This window comes from Peribacillus muralis, from assembly GCF_001645685.2.
Classification (GTDB): Bacteria; Bacillota; Bacilli; order Bacillales; family DSM-1321; genus Peribacillus; species Peribacillus muralis_A.
The window spans coordinates 4,747,807-4,768,771 of sequence record NZ_CP017080.1; the positions used below are offsets into that span (position 1 = coordinate 4,747,807).

Below are 20,965 nucleotides of genomic sequence, written 5' to 3' on the forward strand. Positions count from 1 at the left end.
GTTTCTTTAGAAACAGTCGCTTTAGCTGATTACATTTTTTCTGGCGCAGAAACGCCAATTATTTCCAACGCGTTCCTTAAAGTGATTTGGACGGATTTGACCAATCCCAGCCGCGCTTGACTTCTTTCCATCTTCTCTGCATCCAGTACCTTATCTGCATTGTAGAAGCTGTGGAATGTAGAAGCTAGGTCGTAAATATAATTCGTCATGCGGTGAGGCATCCGTTTTTCGGCTGCTTCGGCAATCGCCTGCGGGAACTCGCCTAATTTCTTCAACAGCTCGACTTCTTTTTCAGTGGAAAGGGCAGAAAAATCGGTGATTCCTTCGTAGCTGACGCCTTGCTCCCCACCCTGACGCAAAATACTCGATATCCGGGCATGTGCATACTGTGCATAATAAACCGGGTTGTCATTGGATTGCGAAACGGCAAGATCCAAATCGAAGTCCATATGCGTATCGGCGCTTCTCATCGCAAAGAAATAACGTGTCGCATCAAGGCCCACTTCATCAATCAGATCACGCATCGTGACGGCCTTGCCCGTACGCTTGCTCATTTTCATCTTCTCGCCATCTTTGTACAGATGTACCAGCTGGATGATCTCCACTTCAAGCTGCTCACGTCTGTAACCTAATGCTTCGATAGCCGCTTTCATACGAGGGATATAGCCGTGGTGGTCAGCACCCCATATGTTGATCAACGTTTCGAAGCCTCGCTCCAATTTATTGCGATGGTAAGCGATATCCGGTGTCAAATAAGTGTAAGAGCCGTCTTGTTTGATGAGCACGCGGTCTTTATCATCACCCAATTCGGTTGAACGGAACCATGTTGCCCCATCTTGCTCATAGACATGGCCCCTTTCCCTTAATACATTGAGCGCTTCGTCAATTTTGCCATCTTGATAAAGGGACGTCTCGGAATACCATACATCGAATCCGACACGGAAATTGCCCAAGTCCGTTTTCAGTTTTTCCATCTCACATTTCAAGCCGTAATCACGGAAGAAATCAAACCGCTCTTTTTCATCGGCTTTTACGAATTTATCGCCATATTCTTCGGCAAGCTTTTTACCGAAGCCCTTGATATCTTCACCATGATATCCGCCCTCCGGCATTTCCTTATCAAGACCAAGCGCTTGGAAATAGCGTGCTTCTATCGAAATGGCCAAATTATTGATTTGGTTGCCTGCATCATTGATATAATATTCACGTGATACATCATAGCCTGCTTTTGAAAGGACATTACATAACGTATCGCCTACTGCTGCACCACGCGCATGACCGAGATGAAGATCACCTGTCGGATTTGCGGAAACGAATTCGACTTGGATTTTTTCACCTTTTCCAAAGTCGCTTTCCCCGTATGTTCCATCTGCTTTCAAAATGGCAGGAATCAATTCCGTCAAATATGAATTATTCATGTAGAAGTTTATGAAGCCTGGTCCAGCGATTTCAATTTTTTCAATGGAGGCTTTTGAGTTATCAAAGTTTTCAATGATCGCTTCAGCAATCATTTTTGGCGCTTTCTTAGCAATCTTCGTTAATTGCATCGCCATATTCGTTGAATAATCCCCGTGCGTCTTCTCTCTTGGCAGTTCCAATACTACATTCGGAATCTGTTCTTCTGCTGCCAAGCCGGCCTTGATGACCGCAGCTCTAATTTCTTCTTTCAGTTTTTCCTGTACCTCATTAACTATATTCATGTGCTATGCTTCCTCCTTGTAGGAAATCGTCATTTCATATTGACCGGGTTCGCTTCCCTGCATATGTAACGTATATTTAAGGACAAGTTTCCCTTGTTTGGCTTGCTCATCCCATTGATGATCGATTTTTTTCGTGGTCGTCCGCAATCCTAACCTGCCATATATACTTTCATAATGTCCATTTGTCGCTTCCTGCAAGCGAAAGAGCTGCCTCATCTTAATGGCACCATTTCTCAATAGGATCGTTTCATCTCTTTTATGCTTGATGGTCGTTTGTATTTGACCACCTTCATTTTCCTCTTTATATTGTAAATACAAATCGGCACCTTTGTACATTTTTGTACCGAAAGTGACCAGCTCATACGTTTCCGTTTCTGCGCCATGCTTGATTTTTGTTTGCAAGGTCACTCTAACGGCATGCTTATCTATATCATGAAGAGTCAACTCTACACTTCCTTCATCACGTCGTCCTTAACTTCATAAGTATAAATATTCTTCAAGGAAGTTTCAACTTGCTTCGGAAAATAAAGTGCAAGGGCGAGGAAGAAATAGCCTGGATGGTTATCCGTGATGAAGGTTTCCTGGAGGAAAGGAAAATATATCCTATATAATGGACACTTTTATAAGAGTCTATCCTCTAGGATTGTGTGCAAAATGCAAAGTACAAACTCGCGAGTAAACGGCCAGAATTGGCGAGTAACGCTTCGAAATGGTGAAAGAAAGCAGCAGTGATACGAAGAACCCGGGCTGAATCCGCGAGTAACGCAAGAAATGGACGAGTAACGGCCCCAATTGCGTGTGAAAAGCGCAATTTATACGAGAACCTGCATCAAAAGGGATGCAAAGCACAAGCTCCCGGGTAACTGGTGGTTGGGTGAGGACGATGAAACCTAAAAAAGATGCCGCCTGCAAAATACAGACGGCATCTCCTTCAATTGGCTTAGCCTTTTTGAACCCAACCTAAAATCATTTCGCGTATCAGCTTGCTTGCCGTGTTCGCTGTTTGCTCGGATGGATCATAAATCGGAGCAACTTCCACTAAATCACAGCCGACGACATTAATTTCAGATCGAGCTATCTCATGGATCGAAGCCAAAAGCTCTTTAGAAGTGATCCCGCCGCAATCCACCGTTCCTGTTCCAGGCGCATGTGCAGGGTCCAGGACATCGATGTCAATCGTCACATAGACAGGACGGCCTGCAAGTTGTGGCAATACTTCTTTCAATGGCTCCAAAACTTCGAATTTAGAGATATGCATGCCATTTTCCTTTGCCCATTGGAATTCTTCCTTCAAACCGGAACGAATCCCGAATGAGTATACATTTCCCGGGCCGATTAGCTCTGCAGATTTACGAATGATCGAGGCATGGGAAAGCGGTTCCCCCTCATAATCCTCCCGTAAATCCGTATGGGCATCCATATGGATGATGGCCATGTCGGGATACTTTTTGTACATGGCTTTGATGACAGGCCATGTAACAAGATGCTCCCCGCCCATACCCAATGGGAATTTACCGGCATCCAGCACTCCATCGACAAATTCTTCAATCATATCGATGCTGCGTTGCGGATTACCGAATGGCAAGGGAATATCTCCCGCATCATAGAATTTCACTTCTTCCAATTCACGATCCAGGTACGGGCTGTACTCCTCCAAACCAATCGAAACCTCACGGATCCTTGTTGGCCCAAAGCGGGAACCCGGACGGAAACTTACTGTCCAATCCATCGGCATGCCGTAGAGCACGGCTTCCGATTCCTCGAAATCGGGATGGCTTTTAATGAATACATTGCCTGAATAGGCTTCATCGAATCTCATGTTCCATACCTCCTTATTTCACTAAATCTTGAACGAATTTAGGCAGTACGAAAGCTGCTTGATGAAGTTCTTTTGTATAATATTTCGTTTCGATTTCGTGGAAGCGCTCTTCCGCCACTTCCAATGGATTATATTTTTTCGATCCGATCGTAAACGCCCAAAGGCCGCTCGGATACGTCGGGATATTCGCTAAGTAAAGGCTGGTAATCGGGAATATTTCTTTCACATCACGTTGTACATCACGAATTAAATCGGCTTTGAACCAAGGATTATCGGATTGTGCCACAAAAATCCCATCTTCTTTCAACGCCTTGGAAATCCCCGCATAAAAACCTTTCGTGAATAAATTGACAGCAGGTCCGACAGGTTCAGTCGAATCGACCATGATCACATCATATTCATTTTCACTTTTGGCGATGTGCATGAAGCCATCCCCCACTTGCACGTCCACACGTGGATCCTCCAGCATGCCGGCAATCTCAGGCAAGAACTTCTTCGAGTATTCGATGACTTTCCCATCGATATCAACTAGAGTGGCTTTTTTTACGCTTGGGTGTTTAAGGATCTCACGGATGACTCCTCCGTCCCCTCCGCCTACAACCAAAACGTTTTCTGGATTAGGATGAGTGAATAAAGGAACATGGGCTACCATTTCATGGTAAACGAACTCATCGCGCTGTGAAGTCATGACCATGTCATCCAGCAATAGCATATTGCCCCACTCTTCCGTTTCAATCATATCCAGCTTTTGAAACTCAGTCTGCTCCGTATGTAAAGTACGATTCACTTTCATCGTAATACCAAAATTCTCTGTTTGTTTTTCAGTAAACCAAATGCTCATTTATTAACGCTCCTTTTCCATTTCATATTATCAGTCACCTAATAGGTTCCCCAAATTCGGTATAGTCATTAGCTAGAAAAATTATAGACGAATCTAGCAGAATTGCAAGATAAATTTCCTAAATGGCTTTCTTATGTTTAAAAATTTCTTTTTTTTCCATAATAGTAATAGATACTAGATTCTTATACGATAAGAGAGGTGAAAGCAATGGAATTGATTCCAAGCGAACGATTTAAAAGGACGACTAAATACGTACGGGCCATCATTATCCTTACCACAATCGGGCTCATCATACTCTTTGTATTGCTTCTCTCTTTACTGATGTATGCAAAAATATTAGGACCGCCGCCATTGGTGGTCCCACAGTCCACTCTCTATTATAGTGCTGATGGAAATGTGATCGGAGAAACGGATAATGGCCAGAAACGCTATTGGGTCGGGATGGATGCCATTTCACCTCAGCTCATCAAAGCAACTGTAGCTGTCGAGGACCGCCAATTTTACACTCATAATGGATTTGATATAAAGCGGATCGGCGGGGCGATTCTTGCCGACATCCGAGCCATGTCCAAGGTTCAGGGTGCGAGCACGATAACCCAGCAGTATGCACGGAACTTGTTCCTCGGTCATGATAAAACGTGGTCTCGAAAGTTTAATGAAGCCTTTTATACTATACGTTTGGAAATGAACTATACCAAAAAGGAAATCCTCGAAGGTTATTTAAATACGATTTACTATGGGCATGGTGCATATGGGGCCCAGGCTGCAAGCCAGTATTACTTTGGCAAGGATGCACTGGATCTAACCCTGGCTGAGGCCAGCATGCTGGCGGGGATACCTAAAGGGCCCTCCAATTATTCACCATTGGATAACCTTGAAAAAGCAAAATCGAGGCAGAAGGTTGTCCTGCTTGCCATGAAAAACCAAAGCTACATTTCAGAAAAAAATATCACCGAAGCCCAGCAAGCCCCTCTTTCCTTAAAAGGCGAGCATGGAACGGTCACCCATAAAACCGCTCCCTATTTCCAGGATGCGGTCAAGCAGGCTTTGAAATCACAGCTTCATTTAAATGACAGGACGATCGAGCTCGGCGGCCTAAAGGTATATACCACACTCGACGAATCCCAGCAGGACGCTGCCGAAGAGGTTGTTTCCGCTACGATACCCGATTCTTCAGGCATTCAAGCCTCGATCGTGGCAATGGATCCGTCCACAGGCGAAGTCCGGGCATTGGTCGGTGGACGGAATTATGCAGAGTCACCATTCAACAGGGCTACACAGGCCGTCCGCCAGCCGGGCTCGACCATGAAGCCATTACTTTATTATGCAGCGCTGGAGAACGGTTTCACACCATCGACCACATTAAAAAGCGAGACGACCACATTTTCCTTCGATGATGGTCATTCATCTTATACACCGCATAATTATAACCATCAATATGCTGACGGTGAAATCACGATGGCCCAGGCCATCGCTCTTTCGGATAACATCTTCGCCGTAAAAACACACTTGTTCCTTGGGGAGAAGACCTTGGTCGATACGGCGCATCGGTTTGGCATAACGGCGAAAATGGCTGCCGTACCATCGCTGGCACTCGGTACCTCCGGTGTGCGGGCGATAGAAATGGTCAATGCCTACAGCATTCTCGCTAACGGCGGTAAGAAGGTCAAGCCCGTTTTCATCAAAAAGGTTGAAAACCAAAAAGGGGAAGTCATTTTTGCGCAAAATAAGAAATCGGAGCAAATCCTCGACGCGGATAAAGCGTTCGTCATGACACAGATGCTCACCGGGGTTTTCGATGAAACCTTAAATGGCTATACGAAAGTTACCGGCAGCACCATCAGCTCACAGCTGACCCGCCCGTATGCCGGTAAATCCGGCTCCACCCCGACAGATAGCTGGATGATCGGATATACGCCAAAACTTGTGGCAGGAGTCTGGACTGGCTTTGACCAAGGTAAAAAAATCGAGAACCCAGCAGAAAAAAGCTATGCAAAGAAAATATGGGCGGCTTATATGGAAAAGGGCCTGCAGGGAACACCGGCCAAATCATTCAAGGAAACAAAGAACGTAATCGGGGTCAACGTGAATCCTGCCAGCGGTAAATTGGCAACAAAGGATTGCCCTGTCTCAAGATTGACTTATTATGTAAAAGGTACTGAACCGGTCGAATATTGTGCAGAGCACTTTAGAGGAGAAAAACCTACACATCTCCCAGACGAACCTGAGCAAAAAAAGACACCATGGTACAAAAAGGTACTGAAGCCTTGGCATTAACGAAAAAACCCGAAACCGCAAGCGGCTTCGGGTTTTTTCTGTCCTAGTTCCACAGTGTCTAAACTGCTGTCTTTAAGTTTACTGATTTTATCCGTTTCCCACAAGTGCAATTTTCACTAAACTTCATAAATCAGCGTGTAAAACACATTTAAACCGTCAATGACTCCTTAAGCTTCGCTGAAGAACGTTCCCACATTCCTGCATCATGGTGCTTCAGGAAGTCTGCCAGTACACGTTTTGATTTATCATCCATTTCCTCGACGATGATATGGCGTTTAAGCGATTTATCCATCCGGTTAACGTGCTCCGGAAGGGATTTGTAGCCACGTCTGATTGAACGGTCGACCATCATTTCACAGGCAGTCACACCAGCATAGTGAGGACCGTTTTGAGTAGCTTCAATCGTCACCCAAACAAGCCAGTAAGGCTTTGCATTCGGAACCTCTTCTTTCGTCTTTAAAAATTTGATTCCCTTTTCCACGACACTTCTCGCATGCATCGCACCGATATCCACCTCTGCTTCACCTGCATCGACATCGATGATGATCGGTGAAATATTATCAAGGGTCAATACCCCGGTTCCATATCCGCCATGACCTTCAGTAGGATCATTTTTGATGATATTGAAGCCTACCTTTTTCTTTGGTTGTTCTTCCATGTTTACATCCCCCTTTTTTATGGTTTGTCATTCTTTATCGGTTAAAAAAACAAAAGTGAAAGAAATTGACTCAAGGTGCCTCCTACAAAATTTATACCCGTATCCAAAATCGGCCTGATCGTATAGTGGCTTAGCGGTGTGATGATCAAAATCAAAAAAATCAGCGACCCATACTGTTCATACTGGGTCATCTTTGCCCGCAAGTCCGCTGAAACGAGATCCTGGATGATCCGGTAACCATCGAGCGGCGGCAGCGGTATCAGGTTGAATACGAATAAAAGGACATTCAAATTTATGAGCACATTCAAGAAGGGCTGGACGAAAAAAGGCAAATCAGGTCCAGCACCTGCTGCAAGCAACCCGTAAAAAATCAAAAATCCCAAGATGGCAATGATCAGGTTACTGAAAGGGCCGGCAAAAGAGACGAGCACTCCCGCCAACTTCGGATTCTTGAAATGAAACCGATTGACCGGGACTGGCCTTGCCCAACCAAACCCGGCAATCAATATGAGCAAAGTCCCGATCGGATCCAAGTGGGATATCGGATTCAACGTCACTCGTCCTTCATTCTTTGCAGTCGGGTCACCAAACTTATAGGCGACATACGCATGTGAAAATTCATGAACCGTAAATGCGATCAACAATGACACAATGACATATGGAAGTTCATCCAAATCATAAGCCAAAAACCTTTCTAATTGATCCAATAGCTTCTCCCCCAATATATAATATCGTTAGTATACCTCAAAAGACCAAGAAGTGAAAAAAACTCTGACTTCCGTGTCTTGCAATTCTTTTTTCGTTGTGAAACACTACAAGGTAAGAACGAAAGGGAGGATCATGATGCCATATGTAACAGTCAAAATGCTTGAAGGCCGTACGGATGAACAAAAAAAAGCTTTAGTCGAAAAGGTGACCGCGGCGGTTACGGAAACGACCGGAGCACCAGCAGAAGCCGTGACGATTTTCATCGAAGAAATGTCAAAAAACCACTTGGCAGTAGCCGGTGTCCGCAAAAGCGACCTATGAGATTTACATAACGGGGAAAGCTAAGTCATTCATTTAAAATGTACCCTGCAGGATGGACCCTTTGAAAAAAGATCCATCCTGCAGGGCACTTTTGTTTAACATAGGGGAAAACACGTCGATTGGACTAGGAGAAGCTGTATATTGACCGTTCCTTTTCACTGCAGGCGGTCCGTGAGCCTTCTCGGCTTTTAGCCTGCGGGGTCTCACGTATACACGCATTTCCCGCAGGAGCCTCGCACCCTCCGTTCCAATCCACTCTGAGTGAAAATGATGATGGAGCCTGATTTAATCCACTCAGTTTTAACATTTAGATAGAAATTCCATTTCCCAAAATGTTGAACAGACGATAAATTTTAGCCTATGAAGAATCCAATAAGTCTTAATAGGCTACATGACAAAAACGCTTTCGTTTATTTTATGAGAGAGTTATTAAATCATTCGGATCAAAGATTCTACTATACCAACCCGTATCAAAAGTCTGCAGAGTAAATGATCATCATTCATGCAATGGAACCTAAAAAAGAAGCCGCCTGCAAGATACAGACAGCCTTTTCTTCATGTTGCCCAGTTTTATTGCTTTTCCTCAATTGGGCTTAGCTTTTGTTTTTAGCTGCTCAATATATTCATATGCTTCATCAATTTCTTCCGGTGTGTATTTCTGTTTGCTTTTCAACGTGAAAATCTTTTCGGTGACTTCCTCTTTTTCTAGCGTGTCGAAGTATAACACGGTTGAAACAAGCTCCAAAAATCGGGCATTCCGTTCATTCATATCAAGTAAGCATGCCTCAAGGGCAGGCATTTCCACTTCCTGTATCGATAGGAAGTCCTGGCCCGCATCGGTTATTGAATAGCAATATTGATAATAGCCTGCCTTTTTTTCCCTTACCTCATTCAAGTAGCCCATTTCGCAAAGCTCTTCAATCCTAAGTGTCAGTTCCTCCGAATATGGCCCATAAAAATGAAATTGAAACTTCTCATGAAACGGAAACGAAAGCTTTTTCGCGATATACACGATTTTTTGTAATTTTTTCCGCCCCGAGATTTCACCGGCAGTAGAAATTGCATTGATAATGTTTGCATGATCCTTAAACAAGGCTCGTCACTCCTCACCAAAAATGTACCACTTCAATCCGATAGCTCCAAAAGCTCACGAATCTGTTTTTTTATATTCTTCTTCGTCGATTCATCACGCAATATATCTGCTGGATAATACAGCTTATGATCGGTCCTTCTTTTTCCGGAAATGGCATCGACGATTTCGGATTCACGCGACAACTCCCGAATTTCCCCGTTATTTTTCAGCAAGTGAATCGGCAGTCTCTCCTCTTCCTCACCCGGCCGGTAAAAATCATACGGCAGATCTGATGAAGAATCGACGACAAGATAATAATCGGGATCGATTCCGGCCTTCTTGAAAAGCGTCCTTAACTCCATCAATCTGTTCATCTGACTGTTCGAAGGATGGAATTCCACATATTTGAATAGCTTCCGGTTAACGAAGCGCGTGCATAAATCTTTTAGTATCGCATCGTCTTCCTCTTCCCACGCCTCGAAATAATAGAGCATCACCGCTTCATCCATTTTCAAATAGTCAGCTAAGGTCACTTCCTCCTTGAACAATGAATAAAAATGGTGCGGTTCCTGGGCAAACTCATAACCGCCCTCATATAAATGCTTCGCCCTATGTAAAATCTTAGTGAGAATGACCTCCGCACTCCTCGTGACTGGATGGAAATAAACCTGCCAATACATTTGGTAGCGGCTCATGATATAATCTTCCACTGCATGCATCCCGCTTTGTTTGATCACGGCATGCTCTTCCCTGGGCCTCATGACCCGAAGGAGCCTTTCCATATCGAAGTGACCATAGCTTACGCCGGTAAAGTAAGCATCACGCTGTAAATAGTCCATTCTATCGGCATCGATCTGACTGGATATCAGGCTGACTACTAATTTGCCTTTATAGGTTTTTGCGATGACCTCTGCCACTTTTTTAGGGAAATCACAGCCTACCTTAAGCAGGATCTTATTCACTTCCGTATCGCCGACGATTATCCGTTGGGTGAATTGCTCATGGTCGAGGTCAAACACCTTTTCAAAAGAATGAGAGAAAGGACCATGACCCAAATCATGCAGCAGGGCCGCACACAATGATAGTAAACGCTCCTCGGGCTTCCATTCCGGCCTTCCCTCGAAAACGTCATCGACGATTCTCCGGACAATCTCATAAACTCCAAGCGAATGGCTTAGACGACTATGCTCCGCACCATGAAAGGTTAAATACGTCGTACCCAGCTGTTTGATCCTTCTAAGGCGCTGGAATTCCTTCGTCCCGATCAAATCCCATATAACCCGGTCACGAACATGTATATAACGGTGCACCGGGTCCTTGAATACTTTTTCTTCTTGTAATTTTTCGCCCGAATATTCCATGAACTACCCTCTTTTTTTCATATTCTCGATGCATCCATTATAGCGCGTTTTGACAAAAAACCCTAACGTTCCCCTTACTAGCAAGCAGGGGCATTCTGTAAGAAAACGGAAGAACCCTTCTGGTTTCCCCAAAAAAATAAGGAAATAAAAAATCACCGCAGTGTGTTTCCATCTGGGTGATGTCAGCCTGTTCCATTTATTAAAAAGCGATCCATATTGGATACTACTTTAGTTTTTTATTGATTTTCTCCAATAACTCGTCTTCTGTCGGTGCAGCAACTGGACGGTTATTGACAAAGGCAAACGATTTCTTCCTGCCTGGACCGCAATAGGATTGGCAGCCCACTTCAATTTTCGCGTCTGGATCAAGCTTTTCGAGACGGGGGACCAACGTCTTGATATTCACCGCCAAGCAATCATCGCACACTCTGAATTCATTGGACATCCTCCGGTCACCATCCTTCCCATCACAAACTACTTTTCAATCCAATGATATGACTAAAAGGTATTTTACCCCTTCTACCTATGAATATCAAGTGGACTTGACGAGCGAAAGGGATTGGAAAAGAGGCAATCAATCAAAAAACTAGTATCCTTTCAACCTTTTTGTATAAAAAATCCATAATTTGTGCAAAATGCTAGTAGAACACAGCTTAAAACATGGCCACACGATATTTTATATAGTTATTCATTATAAAAGTTACCAGAAAGGGAGTATGTAGAAATGAAGGTTCGTCAAGATGCCTGGACAGAAGAAGATGATTTACTTTTGGCAGAAACGGTATTACGCCATGTGCGGGAAGGAAGCACACAGCTGAATGCTTTTGAAGAGGTAGGGGATAAGTTGAATCGCACCTCTGCCGCCTGTGGATTCCGCTGGAATGCGGTGGTCCGCCATAATTATGATAAAGCGCTGTCCCTTGCCAAGAAACAGCGGAAGCAGCGGCAACGGATCCTCGGAAAGGATCAAGCAGCGAAAAAACGGCTTCTTTATACACCGCCGACCCCTACCATTTCCGACATAATGGTTCCTCAAGCACAAGAAGAGGACCTAGAGTTGGAAAGGGAAGCCGATGCTAGCAGTTATGAAGCGGCTGAGGAATTCGTAGTGGCTGAAGCTTTGACGCCTAAGGTCCAGAACACGCCAGTAACGATGGAAAGGTCCCTGAACCTTGATTCCGTCATCGCCTATTTGGAATCTATGAATGGGCGTACGCTACAAGGCGAGGTATTAAAAACCGAAAATGAAAGATTGAAGCTTGAAATCAAGGGGCTGAAAAAGCGTAATGAAGATTTGGAGAATAAAATCAGCCATCTCGAACAAAATAGCGGTTTGATGCAGGAAGATTATGAGACTTTGATGAATATCATGAACCGGGCCAGAAAACTCGTCTTGTTAGAGGAAGAGGAGCGCCCGGCGACGAAGTTCAAGATGGATCGAAATGGAAATTTGGAAAAAATGGCTGAGTAATGAAATAATGTGGAGTGCATATTCGCTCGACCACATGATGATGGCCGATTCACCTTCATATAGATTGAAAAAAGGAGTCAGGAACAAGGCTCTTTTTTTCTTTGTCGCTATCACAGTTTCAGTGAATGCTAAAATTGTATGAAGTGGACAAAGCCGTTCCTGCACTTACAGGAACGGCTTCCACATTCAAACATTCAAGGCAGCAAACACTTTATCATTTCGTTCTATCACTCTTGTCAAGTACGCTTCATATAGCGGCCATTCCTCTGGGGAAAGCGTGTCCGAGAATATCCTTCCGCTGTGATCCTTCAGTACATGAAGGAACCTGAGCATCACGTCCTGGACGCTCAAATGTACATCCAGCAATTCCGAGAGGGACGCCATTACAGAAGGGACGATATCGGGATAAGTGAATTTCGTTTCCGCATCGGCTTTAGCTGCCTCATAAAAACCTTTGACGAGACTGGCGCGTCCAGCCCCGCTTCCATTGACGCATAAATAGATTTGCACCGCTACCCCATTGCGGATCCTGCGTTGGGATATGCCAGCAAATTTTTGTCCATTTATGCTTAAATCATAACTTCCCGGGCAATAGGAGCCGACGATCTCCCTTGCCTCCATCTTGCCCGGGAAATCGGCGAACATCAATTGAACAAGCTCCCACATCGCATCATAGCCACGATTGATTTCAATTTTTTGCTCGTTTTCAGGGAAAATGAGCGAGAGATTAAGGACCCCCTCGTCCAATACGACGGCCAGCCCGCCAGAATTGCGGACAATGGCCTGAAAACCGTGTTCCTCTAAATGGTTCAAGCCCTTCTTAAGAAAAGGCAACTTCGTGTCCTGGATGCCCATGACGACGGTTCGATGGTGCACCCACGCCCTTGCCACGGCCACTGATTTACCTGAACCGACGGATGCACATAATGTATCATCCATTGCAAAGGATTCTAGAGCTGGGAACTGGGGACCAACGGAAGATTGATCAATCACCCGCCACTCTTGCTGCATTAATAATGAACCTGTTTCACTCATATGAATCTCCCTTTACGTGTTATCTAAGGTACCGCTTATTGGTACTGGGCCACAAACCCCTGCGCCGCTGTAATGACGGCCAGTTTATATACGTCCTCTTCATTGCATCCCCTTGATAGATCGTTCACGGGCCGGTTCAGACCTTGAAGGATCGGGCCGACCGCTTCGAAGCCGCCTAAACGCTGAACCATCTTATAGCTGATGTTCCCCGCTTCGAGACTTGGGAAAATGAACACATTGGCATCTCCTTGAATTAGGGAATCAGGTGCTTTTTGTCTTGCCACGGAAGGAACGAACGCCGCATCAAACTGGAATTCACCGTCCAGGATGATCTCGGGATCGATTTCTTTTGCTAAATTGACGGCATCGACGACCTTCTGTGTCTCTGGCGAAACGGCAGATCCCTTCGTCGAAAAACTCAGCAATGCCACACGAGGTTCAATATCGAACATTTGTGCAGTCTTTGCACTTTCGATGGCAATTTCCGCAAGATCCTGGGAATTGGGGTTTATATTGATCGCACAATCCGCGAACACGAACCTTTCTTCACCACGGACCATGATGAAGACTCCAGAGGTCTTTTGGACGCCTGGCTTTGTCTTAATGATCTGCAGTGCCGGACGGACCGTATCGGCCGTCGAATGAGTCGCACCGCTCACCATTCCATGTGCCAGTTTCATGTGGACGAGCATCGTTCCAAAATAGTTCTCATCCATCAACATTTCACGTGCTTGTTCGACTGTCGCTTTACCTGCACGGACCTTTACAAACGCTTCCACCATTTCATCCATCATGATATAATTCTTCGGATCATATATTTCGACTGCATCAAGGGCGATTTTCAATTCCTTTGCCTTTTCGGAAATCAATTCAATATCCCCGATCAATACGGGTGTAACTAGTTTAGATTTTGCAAGCCTGCCTGCAGCTCCCAAAATCCGTTCATCCAAACCCTCTGGAAATACGATCTTTAAATTATGCCCCATAACTTTCGATTCCAACATTTCAAATAAATTGCTCACTGGCTCTTCCTCCTTTTTAGATACGTTTCCCCTGATTGTACAATTTTTAACCATTTAACCGTGCTTCCCTATCCTGCCTTTTTTAGAATACTCCAGCAGCCCCGTAAATTCCAGCCACATCTCCATATCAAAAACGGCGACGACGTTTGCGGGTTGAACTATATTTCCTTATACTTAAACTATGTTATATTAAAGCTATAATAAGACTTAGGAGTGATCGTAATGAGTGAAGCAGCACAAACACTGGACGGCTGGTATTGTCTACATGATTTCCGCCTGATCGATTGGGCTTCTTGGAAAACGTTATCAAGCGACGAACGCCAACTAGCCATTTCGGAGTTCCAAGGATTACTTGAGAAATGGAATATGACACAAAGCGACAACGAAGGCAGCCATGCCCTCTATTCCATCGTTGGCCAGAAAGCGGATTTCATGCTCATGTTTGCCCGCCCGACAATGGAAGAATTGAATGCAATCGAAAACGAATTCAATAAAACGAAGCTTGCCGAATATTCCATTCCCGCTTATTCATACGTTTCAGTTGTGGAGCTAAGCAATTATCTAGCAGGCGGAGATGGTGAGGACCCTTATCAGAACCCTCATGTACGTTCCAGACTGTATCCAATCCTGCCAAAATCAAAACATGTTTGCTTCTATCCAATGGACAAGCGTCGTGAAGGCGATGATAACTGGTATATGCTTTCCATGGAAGAACGCAAAGGCTTGATGCGTTCACATGGCTTGATTGGCCGCAGTTATGCTGGCAAGGTAAAACAAATCATTTCCGGTTCTGTCGGTTTTGACGACTATGAATGGGGCGTAACCCTCTTCGCAGATGATGTCCTTCAATTCAAGAAATTGATTTATGAAATGCGTTTTGATGAAGTGAGCGCCCGTTACGCTGCGTTCGGCTCTTTCTTTGTAGGCAATATCCTGCCTGAAGAAAACATAGCCTCTTTCCTCTACGTATAAGACACTTTAGCTTCCGCTTCCGGAAGCTTTTTTTATTTTCCCCAGCTATGGAATAAATCCAACATTCACCCCATACATTTTCAATAGTGATGAATGTGATTTTCACCGCCTCATTCAAACGTTTTCGGAAAAGGTACGCCTAAATCCAGTAAGGTGTCATTTATTATTAGCCGTATAGCGGATATGACTTTACCCGCTTAAACGAGGAAAGGCAATGTTACTTAAGCTTACAATTCATTGTGGTTTTTTAAGCAGCCGGGGAAGGTCAGGACCGGTCGCTATAAAAATCCCACATTTGCTTTAAGTACTCGGCGTTTAACCACCAAAATCAAAATGCCTTGAATTTTAGGAGGGAATGCAATGTCACAGAATAATCCTTATGGTAACTACCCTTATGGAGGAAGTCCTTATTACCCGAATGAAAACAATGAGTCGAGCCAGCGGCAGCAGGTACCTTACCAGCAGCAGCAGTCATATGGGCAGCAGCAACAAGCATATCAACAGCCAGCATACCAGCCACAGCAGCCAACGATCGCTGGCACCCCGCAGCAGATCCCGATGCCCATGAATCAATCGACACCCGGTCCACAGGTTCCAGGCATGCTTCCAGTCGAAGCATCATACATCGAAAACATCTTGCGCTTGAACAAAGGGAAGTTGGCGACTGTTTATACGACGTTTGAAAATAATAAAGAATGGAATGCAAAGATCTTCAAAGGAATCATCGAGGCTGCAGGGCGGGACCACCTGATCATAAGCGATCCTCAAACCGGCAAACGGTATTTAATCCCGATGGTCTACTTGGACTATATTACCTTTGATGAAGAAATTGAATACGACTATCCATTTGGCGGCGGCGCTGGGCTTGCCACCTATTCGCCAAGGTGAATGATATGAAATGATAAAAAAAGGCCTCAGAATCGCATTGATTTTGAGGCCCTTCTTTATGGAAATGTGACTAAATCCCGCACCTACAAGTACTTATAGGCAGCAATGATCATCAATACCCAAGCCGTCAGGAACGACACTCCGCCAAGCGGTGTGATGGCCCCCAACACCTTGATCTGTGTAACGCTCAGGACGAACAGGCTTCCGGAAAACAGGATGATCCCTATTAACATCAGCCAGCCGGACCAGTTGATTAGCGGGCTTGAAATTTTCCCTGCCAATAAACCGATCACCAACAAACCTACCGCATGGAACATTTGATATTGAACGGCCGTTTGCCATGTTTCCAAGTATTTATCGGGAATCTTCCCTTCGAGCCCATGTGCACCGAATGCGCCTAGTGCGACAGCAATGAACCCATTGATTGCGCCTAAAATGATGAACAGTTTCACTATTATTTCGCTTCCCTTCGCTACTTTTAAAAATCGAATAAAGACTCCCCATTGGCTTCATCCATTTTAACCGGCTCTACATTGGGAGTGGCCGACATGATGGGCTGGGACAATGCGATTGGCTTCGATATGCCGACGCTTCCCGCTTTTTCATCAACCATTACTTCACATAAGGCTTTAATGGCAATGACATAACCCTGAACCTTATCCTCTGAATTTGCCTGCTTTGCCTTCGAAGCAAGTTCTTCGATTTTATCGAGCATTTTTATTGAAGAAATATCCAAATTTACCACCTCGTCCATATACAGGTCAAAACTTTCATCACTAGCATAGCAAAAATCAAGCAAGAAAACACCTTTGCAAAACCCTCTACTTCATATTTTTCTTGGCTGTAAATTCGAGGCATGACTGTCCCGAGGATCTAAAAACATCAAGAGAAGGCAGGTTTGCCGTTTTGAATTGGAAAGAGCGGCACCCTTTTGGAAAGTTGGGATCCCAAGTGACGTAAAAATGACGGCACGCCATGCAATTCACCCGCTTCACATTCCTTTTCGAATCATCGCTCATGAGATTTCCCAGTCAATGGTCGATTCCCCCATATCCATTAGAAATTGATTGGTTTTGGAAAACGGTTTGCTGCCAAAGAAACCACGGGATGCCGAAAGCGGACTAGGATGAACGGATGTAATGATTTTATGGCGGCTTACATCAATCAAAGGGATTTTCGTTTGGGCAGGTTTTCCCCATAGGATGAAAACGATCGGTTTCTGCCGCTCATTCAGCAGGCGGATGATTTGATTAGTGAAAATTTCCCACCCTTTTCCGCGGTGTGAATGCGCTTCTCCTTCACGGACAGTCAAGACGGCATTCAAGAGAAGCACCCCTTGCTTAGCCCATTCAACAAGGTATCCATCATTGGGAATATCAGAACCTAAATCAGCATGCAGCTCCTTAAAGATATTTCTTAATGAAGGCGGAATGCGCACCTCAGGTTTAACGGAAAAGCTGAGGCCGTGCGCTTGATCGGGCCCATGGTAAGGATCCTGCCCAAGGATGACCACCTTTACGCTTTCATAAGGCGTATAATGAAGGGCATTGAAAATATCATCCTGATCCGGATGAATGACTTGCTCTTCATACTCTCGCTTTATGAATTCCCTTAGCTCCCGGTAATATTCTTTTTTGAATTCCTCTTTCAATAGAGGCCACCAATCATTTGTCAATATCTGCTTTACCATAGGCACAGCCCCTCTCTTCTTTTAACCTATATTATAACAAACGTTCGGCCATCCCTTTTCGATAGACCACGATATATGTTTCTTTATACCCCTTATGTGGGAAGATAGATAGATAGTTAGCAAGCAATTAAACCATGTTGGAGGATTCCCTATGAAAAAATGGTACAAAAGAAAACGATTTTACCTGCTTGTCGGCATTTTGCTCGTCGTGACAGCAGTGATCGTCTATAACAGCTACAAGCCACTTCCCAAAGGCATTTCCTATGAAGGGAAGGTTCATCACGTCGAGGATGTCGATTTCATCTATGATCTTTCCTATCACGATGAACAAGGGAACCTTAAACATGAGCAGCGCATTTTTCAAACCATCAATGAAGCCATCGAAGAGGCCGACTCTTATATCATAATCGATATGTTTTTGTTCAATGATTTTTACGATGAAAAGATAAACTTCCCTAAGCTAACCAAAACGCTGACGGATGAACTGGTTGCCCAAAAGAAAAAGAAACCCGGACTTCAGGTGATATTCATTACCGATGAAGTGAATACTTCCTATAATGCATACGAGCTGGAGGCGCTTGAAACCTTGAAGCAAAATGGGATCGATGTCGTCGTGACCAATTTAGACCGGCTTCGCGACCCCAACCCTCTCTATTCCGGTGTGTACCGGACCTTTTTCCAATGGTTTGGCGAACAGGGGAAAGGCTGGATCGTCAATCCAATGGCCAAGACTGCACCAAAGGTAACCATTCGTTCTTACCTTAGACTGATGAATATTAAAGCCAATCACAGGAAAGTGGTCGCCACCGAAAAAACGGCAATCATCTCATCTGCCAATCCCCATGACGCGAGCGGCTTCCATTCCAATATCGCGTTTCAGATGAAGGGGAATATCATCGATGATTTCATTAAAGCGGAAGAAGCGGCTTCGAATTTCTCCGGTGGTCCAAAGACATTCCCGGAGTTCAACGAGACGACTGAGGATAGAGGACCGATCTCGGTACAATTGCTTACGGAAGGAAAAATCAATACGCATGTACTTAAAGCGATTAACGATACCAGGAAAGGGGACAAAATCCACCTTGCCATGTTTTACATCGCCGACCGTGAAGTGGTCGAAGCGTTGACGGATGCAGCTAGACGGGGCGTGAAAATCCAAATGATCCTGGACCCGAATCAGAATGCCTTCGGAAGTGAAAAAATCGGTCTGCCCAACCTTCCTGTTGCCGCCGAATTTGAAAAATTGGGAGATGAAAACATTTCGATCCGCTGGTACAAAACCGATAAAGAACAATTTCATACAAAGTTGATGATGATAAAAAAAGAAAAAGAAACGATCGTTCTTGGCGGGTCAGCCAATTACACCTCACGTAATCTCGATGACTTTAACCTTGAAGCGAATGTTGAAATCCATGCACCAAATGATGCGGACATTTCTTATGATGTCGCTGATTATTTTCAAAGGCTGTGGACAAATCGCAACGGAACATACACTGCCGACTATAGTGAATATCAGAAGAATCTTCCCGTTTTCAAATATTTAACATACCGCATCCAGAAGGTGTTTCGCTTCACCACTTATTAAATTATTTTGTTATAAGATGTTTAGGTTCTCCTAAATAAGGTTATATACTACTATAGCTAATTAACAATCACGATAAACAAGATTCCAATTACCTAATCTTACATTGAAATTCAAGGAGGAGTTTATATGTATCAAGTACATGTAGTAGAAAACGGTTTACAAGCAAAGGAAAAAATTGACGAGTTAGTTACTTCAGGATATACGAAGGACGATGTTTATTTGTTCGCTCACGATAAAACCCGTTCGAAGCACCTAACCGAGAATACGCATACAGAAGATGTGGGAATGAAGGAACAAGGCTTCCTTGATACGATCGGCAATCTATTCAAATCACGCGGAGATGAGCTTCGTAACCGAATGAGCAATCTAGGACTTACTGACATGGAAGCAGAACGCTATGAGGAAGTGCTTGATGAGGGCAAAGTCGTCATCGTCGCTTCGAAATAATTCACTGACATGAGGTAAACCATTACCCTATATATCAAACGGGACCCATTTACGGGTCCCGTTTTTTTTGCAAATCATTATCCTAGTATACTTTGATACATTGCCTTTGCTTGGATCATATCCTTCGTGCCATGTATCAGCGCCCTGCCATCCTCGAAAATGACAATCCGCTCTCCATCCTTTTCACAGGAGACTAGAAAAGGATTGAATGTCACTACATAGCCGCTTCCGATCAGATCCTTCGCCAGCTTCTCGAGCTGCAGCTTGACGGGCCTGGGCGGCCTGACCTGTACAGTGTCCCTACCGCAAAGGATCGCTGTTTTCGTTGCGTTTTCCCTAGTTAAAAAGGGATACGACCTCTGCTCACCGCAAGAGAGGCAATCTTTCGTTTTCGCTTTTGTTAATTTTACCGATTGATATTGATTCCGCCACAGATCGAATATAACGAGCGCTGGTCGAACCGCTCCCCAATCTTCAGTAAGGATTTTCAAGGCCTCCGCCGTTTGATGCGCAGCTACCATCGTTACCGCCGGTGATATGATTCCGCCTGTGTCACAGGTCATGCCTTGAATGGGAATCGTTTTAAGCAAGCAGTGCAAGCAAGGCGTTTGTCCGGGAACGATCGGCAAGGTCATGCCGACGCTGCCGACGCAAGCCCCATAAATCCATGGAATATGAAGCTTTTGGGACAGGTCATTGATGATCATCCGTGTTTCGAAGTTATCGGTTGCATCCAGTATCAAATCAACAGCATCAAGCTGCCGTTCCAAGTTTTGCGCAGTTGCATCCATGATGACGGCGTTCACTTGCACCCCATGATCGATTTCACGTATATGACGCTTTGCGGCTTCAGCCTTTGGCAGCCTCTCTTCGACATCCCGTTCTGTATACATTTGCTGGCGCTGTAAATTACTAAGCTCCACATAATCCCGATCCACGATGGTTAGCTTCCCTACTCCCGCACGGGTGAGGGCCTCGGCATTTGCAGCTCCCAAAGCCCCTGCCCCCAGAATCAAGACATGCTTCCTCCTTATTTTCAATTGGCCCGTCTCACCAATCGGGGCAAATAAGATCTGCCTGGAATGTCGTTCTTTCAAT

The 20,965-nt window shown here is 44.7% G+C and carries 21 protein-coding genes and 2 pseudogenes; 8 read left to right on the forward strand and 15 right to left on the reverse strand.

The features are described from left to right. Positions 1–29: 29 nt before the first annotated feature. The 4 genes from argS to speE form a co-directional block, all read right to left on the reverse strand. Positions 30–1,700 carry an arginine--tRNA ligase gene (gene argS / locus ABE28_RS23040; protein WP_064467080.1) on the reverse strand — a complete coding sequence of 557 codons (1,671 nt, stop codon included), beginning with the start codon at positions 1,698–1,700 and terminating at the stop codon, positions 30–32. 3 nt (positions 1,701–1,703) lie between these two features. After that, positions 1,704–2,144, reverse strand: coding sequence for a YwiB family protein (locus tag ABE28_RS23045; RefSeq protein ID WP_064467079.1), 441 nt, complete (start codon positions 2,142–2,144; stop codon positions 1,704–1,706). Positions 2,145–2,640: 496 nt separating this feature from the next. Beyond that, positions 2,641–3,519, reverse strand: a complete 879-nt coding sequence (gene speB / locus ABE28_RS23050; RefSeq protein ID WP_064467078.1) for an agmatinase — start codon at positions 3,517–3,519, stop codon at positions 2,641–2,643. A gap of 13 nt (positions 3,520–3,532) precedes the next feature. Continuing rightward, positions 3,533–4,360 (reverse strand): spermidine synthase, encoded by an 828-nt coding sequence (gene speE, locus ABE28_RS23055; protein WP_061141311.1) that lies wholly within the window; start codon positions 4,358–4,360, stop codon positions 3,533–3,535. Positions 4,361–4,567: 207 nt separating this feature from the next. Here speE and ABE28_RS23060 point away from each other — a divergent pair, with 207 nt between their 5' ends. Further along, on the forward strand, positions 4,568–6,637 hold the full coding sequence (locus ABE28_RS23060) for a transglycosylase domain-containing protein (RefSeq protein ID WP_064467077.1): 2,070 nt from the start codon (positions 4,568–4,570) through the stop codon (positions 6,635–6,637). A 148-nt stretch (positions 6,638–6,785) separates the two neighbouring features. Here ABE28_RS23060 and ABE28_RS23065 read toward each other — a convergent pair whose 3' ends face one another. Both ABE28_RS23065 and ABE28_RS23070 read right to left on the reverse strand, forming a co-directional pair. Further along, a complete protein-coding gene (locus tag ABE28_RS23065) occupies positions 6,786–7,295 on the reverse strand; it encodes a YwhD family protein (RefSeq protein ID WP_064467076.1) in 510 nt (169 codons plus the stop codon). A 41-nt stretch (positions 7,296–7,336) separates the two neighbouring features. After that, positions 7,337–8,002 (reverse strand): site-2 protease family protein, encoded by a 666-nt coding sequence (locus ABE28_RS23070; protein ID WP_064467075.1) that lies wholly within the window; start codon positions 8,000–8,002, stop codon positions 7,337–7,339. A gap of 136 nt (positions 8,003–8,138) precedes the next feature. On the opposite strand from ABE28_RS23070, the gene ABE28_RS23075 reads away from it, so the two are divergent. After that, positions 8,139–8,324, forward strand: coding sequence for a 2-hydroxymuconate tautomerase (locus ABE28_RS23075; protein WP_034315897.1), 186 nt, complete (start codon positions 8,139–8,141; stop codon positions 8,322–8,324). 583 nt (positions 8,325–8,907) lie between these two features. Here ABE28_RS23075 and ABE28_RS23080 read toward each other — a convergent pair. From ABE28_RS23080 to ABE28_RS23090, 3 genes are all read right to left on the reverse strand, one after another. After that, the gene (locus ABE28_RS23080; RefSeq protein WP_064467074.1) at positions 8,908–9,417 is read right to left on the reverse strand and encodes a YwgA family protein; all 510 of its coding nucleotides are present in this window, start codon (positions 9,415–9,417) and stop codon (positions 8,908–8,910) included. A 32-nt stretch (positions 9,418–9,449) separates the two neighbouring features. Next, complete coding sequence (locus ABE28_RS23085) at positions 9,450–10,757, reverse strand: HD domain-containing protein (RefSeq protein WP_064467073.1); 1,308 nt, start codon at positions 10,755–10,757, stop codon at positions 9,450–9,452. Positions 10,758–10,980: 223 nt separating this feature from the next. Further along, on the reverse strand, positions 10,981–11,202 hold the full coding sequence (locus ABE28_RS23090) for a YuzB family protein (protein ID WP_064467072.1): 222 nt from the start codon (positions 11,200–11,202) through the stop codon (positions 10,981–10,983). 279 nt (positions 11,203–11,481) lie between these two features. Here ABE28_RS23090 and ABE28_RS26155 point away from each other — a divergent pair. Continuing rightward, positions 11,482–11,761: pseudogene (locus ABE28_RS26155) on the forward strand (RsfA family transcriptional regulator); the annotation flags it as partial. A 167-nt stretch (positions 11,762–11,928) separates the two neighbouring features. Further along, positions 11,929–12,228 (forward strand): annotated as a pseudogene (locus ABE28_RS26160) (Prespore-specific transcriptional regulator RsfA); the annotation flags it as partial. A 186-nt stretch (positions 12,229–12,414) separates the two neighbouring features. On the opposite strand, the gene ABE28_RS23100 reads toward ABE28_RS26160, so the two are convergent. Both ABE28_RS23100 and pta read right to left on the reverse strand, forming a co-directional pair. Further along, the gene (locus ABE28_RS23100; protein ID WP_064467070.1) at positions 12,415–13,263 is read right to left on the reverse strand and encodes an octanoyl-[GcvH]:protein N-octanoyltransferase; all 849 of its coding nucleotides are present in this window, start codon (positions 13,261–13,263) and stop codon (positions 12,415–12,417) included. 35 nt (positions 13,264–13,298) lie between these two features. Further along, the gene (gene pta / locus ABE28_RS23105) at positions 13,299–14,285 is read right to left on the reverse strand and encodes a phosphate acetyltransferase (protein ID WP_064467069.1); all 987 of its coding nucleotides are present in this window, start codon (positions 14,283–14,285) and stop codon (positions 13,299–13,301) included. 222 nt (positions 14,286–14,507) lie between these two features. Between pta and hemQ the strand changes: the two genes are divergently transcribed. Both hemQ and gerQ read left to right on the forward strand, forming a co-directional pair. After that, on the forward strand, positions 14,508–15,257 hold the full coding sequence (gene hemQ, locus ABE28_RS23110; protein WP_064467068.1) for a hydrogen peroxide-dependent heme synthase: 750 nt from the start codon (positions 14,508–14,510) through the stop codon (positions 15,255–15,257). Between the two features lie 360 nt (positions 15,258–15,617). After that, on the forward strand, positions 15,618–16,145 hold the full coding sequence (gerQ, locus tag ABE28_RS25910) for a spore coat protein GerQ (RefSeq protein WP_064467067.1): 528 nt from the start codon (positions 15,618–15,620) through the stop codon (positions 16,143–16,145). An 83-nt stretch (positions 16,146–16,228) separates the two neighbouring features. Here gerQ and ABE28_RS23120 read toward each other — a convergent pair whose 3' ends face one another. From ABE28_RS23120 to ABE28_RS23130, 3 genes are all read right to left on the reverse strand, one after another. After that, the gene (locus ABE28_RS23120) at positions 16,229–16,597 is read right to left on the reverse strand and encodes a DUF423 domain-containing protein (protein WP_064467066.1); all 369 of its coding nucleotides are present in this window, start codon (positions 16,595–16,597) and stop codon (positions 16,229–16,231) included. Between the two features lie 26 nt (positions 16,598–16,623). Then, entirely contained in the window at positions 16,624–16,881 is a 258-nt protein-coding gene (locus ABE28_RS23125; RefSeq protein ID WP_064467302.1) for a YwdI family protein, read from the reverse strand. A 279-nt stretch (positions 16,882–17,160) separates the two neighbouring features. Beyond that, positions 17,161–17,835, reverse strand: coding sequence for a uracil-DNA glycosylase (locus ABE28_RS23130; RefSeq protein WP_064467065.1), 675 nt, complete (start codon positions 17,833–17,835; stop codon positions 17,161–17,163). A 151-nt stretch (positions 17,836–17,986) separates the two neighbouring features. Here ABE28_RS23130 and ABE28_RS23135 point away from each other — a divergent pair, with 151 nt between their 5' ends. Further along, positions 17,987–19,420, forward strand: a complete 1,434-nt coding sequence (locus ABE28_RS23135) for a phospholipase D family protein (protein WP_064467064.1) — start codon at positions 17,987–17,989, stop codon at positions 19,418–19,420. A gap of 126 nt (positions 19,421–19,546) precedes the next feature. Further along, complete coding sequence (locus tag ABE28_RS23140; RefSeq protein WP_064467063.1) at positions 19,547–19,867, forward strand: YflT domain-containing protein; 321 nt, start codon at positions 19,547–19,549, stop codon at positions 19,865–19,867. Positions 19,868–19,944: 77 nt separating this feature from the next. Here the strand turns inward: ABE28_RS23140 and ABE28_RS23145 are convergent, their stop codons facing one another. After that, positions 19,945–20,964, reverse strand: coding sequence for a MoeB/ThiF family adenylyltransferase (locus ABE28_RS23145; RefSeq protein ID WP_064467301.1), 1,020 nt, complete (start codon positions 20,962–20,964; stop codon positions 19,945–19,947). Position 20,965: the final 1 nt, after the last annotated feature.

Excerpts from the sequence above, each read along its gene's own strand:
- argS (WP_064467080.1), bottom strand. The coding sequence starts at position 1,700 with ATGAATATAGTTAATGAGGTACAGGAAAAACTGAAAGAAGAAATTAGA.
- speB (WP_064467078.1), bottom strand. The coding sequence starts at position 3,519 with ATGAGATTCGATGAAGCCTATTCAGGCAATGTATTCATTAAAAGCCAT.
- gerQ (WP_064467067.1), top strand. The coding sequence starts at position 15,618 with ATGTCACAGAATAATCCTTATGGTAACTACCCTTATGGAGGAAGTCCT.
- ABE28_RS23135 (WP_064467064.1), top strand. The coding sequence starts at position 17,987 with ATGAAAAAATGGTACAAAAGAAAACGATTTTACCTGCTTGTCGGCATT.
- ABE28_RS23085 (WP_064467073.1), bottom strand. The coding sequence starts at position 10,757 with ATGGAATATTCGGGCGAAAAATTACAAGAAGAAAAAGTATTCAAGGAC.
- ABE28_RS23065 (WP_064467076.1), bottom strand. The coding sequence starts at position 7,295 with ATGGAAGAACAACCAAAGAAAAAGGTAGGCTTCAATATCATCAAAAAT.
- hemQ (WP_064467068.1), top strand. The coding sequence starts at position 14,508 with ATGAGTGAAGCAGCACAAACACTGGACGGCTGGTATTGTCTACATGAT.
- ABE28_RS23130 (WP_064467065.1), bottom strand. The coding sequence starts at position 17,835 with ATGGTAAAGCAGATATTGACAAATGATTGGTGGCCTCTATTGAAAGAG.
- ABE28_RS23140 (WP_064467063.1), top strand. The coding sequence starts at position 19,547 with ATGTATCAAGTACATGTAGTAGAAAACGGTTTACAAGCAAAGGAAAAA.
- speE (WP_061141311.1), bottom strand. The coding sequence starts at position 4,360 with ATGAGCATTTGGTTTACTGAAAAACAAACAGAGAATTTTGGTATTACG.
- ABE28_RS23090 (WP_064467072.1), bottom strand. The coding sequence starts at position 11,202 with ATGTCCAATGAATTCAGAGTGTGCGATGATTGCTTGGCGGTGAATATC.
- ABE28_RS23075 (WP_034315897.1), top strand. The coding sequence starts at position 8,139 with ATGCCATATGTAACAGTCAAAATGCTTGAAGGCCGTACGGATGAACAA.
- ABE28_RS23100 (WP_064467070.1), bottom strand. The coding sequence starts at position 13,263 with ATGAGTGAAACAGGTTCATTATTAATGCAGCAAGAGTGGCGGGTGATT.
- ABE28_RS23060 (WP_064467077.1), top strand. The coding sequence starts at position 4,568 with ATGGAATTGATTCCAAGCGAACGATTTAAAAGGACGACTAAATACGTA.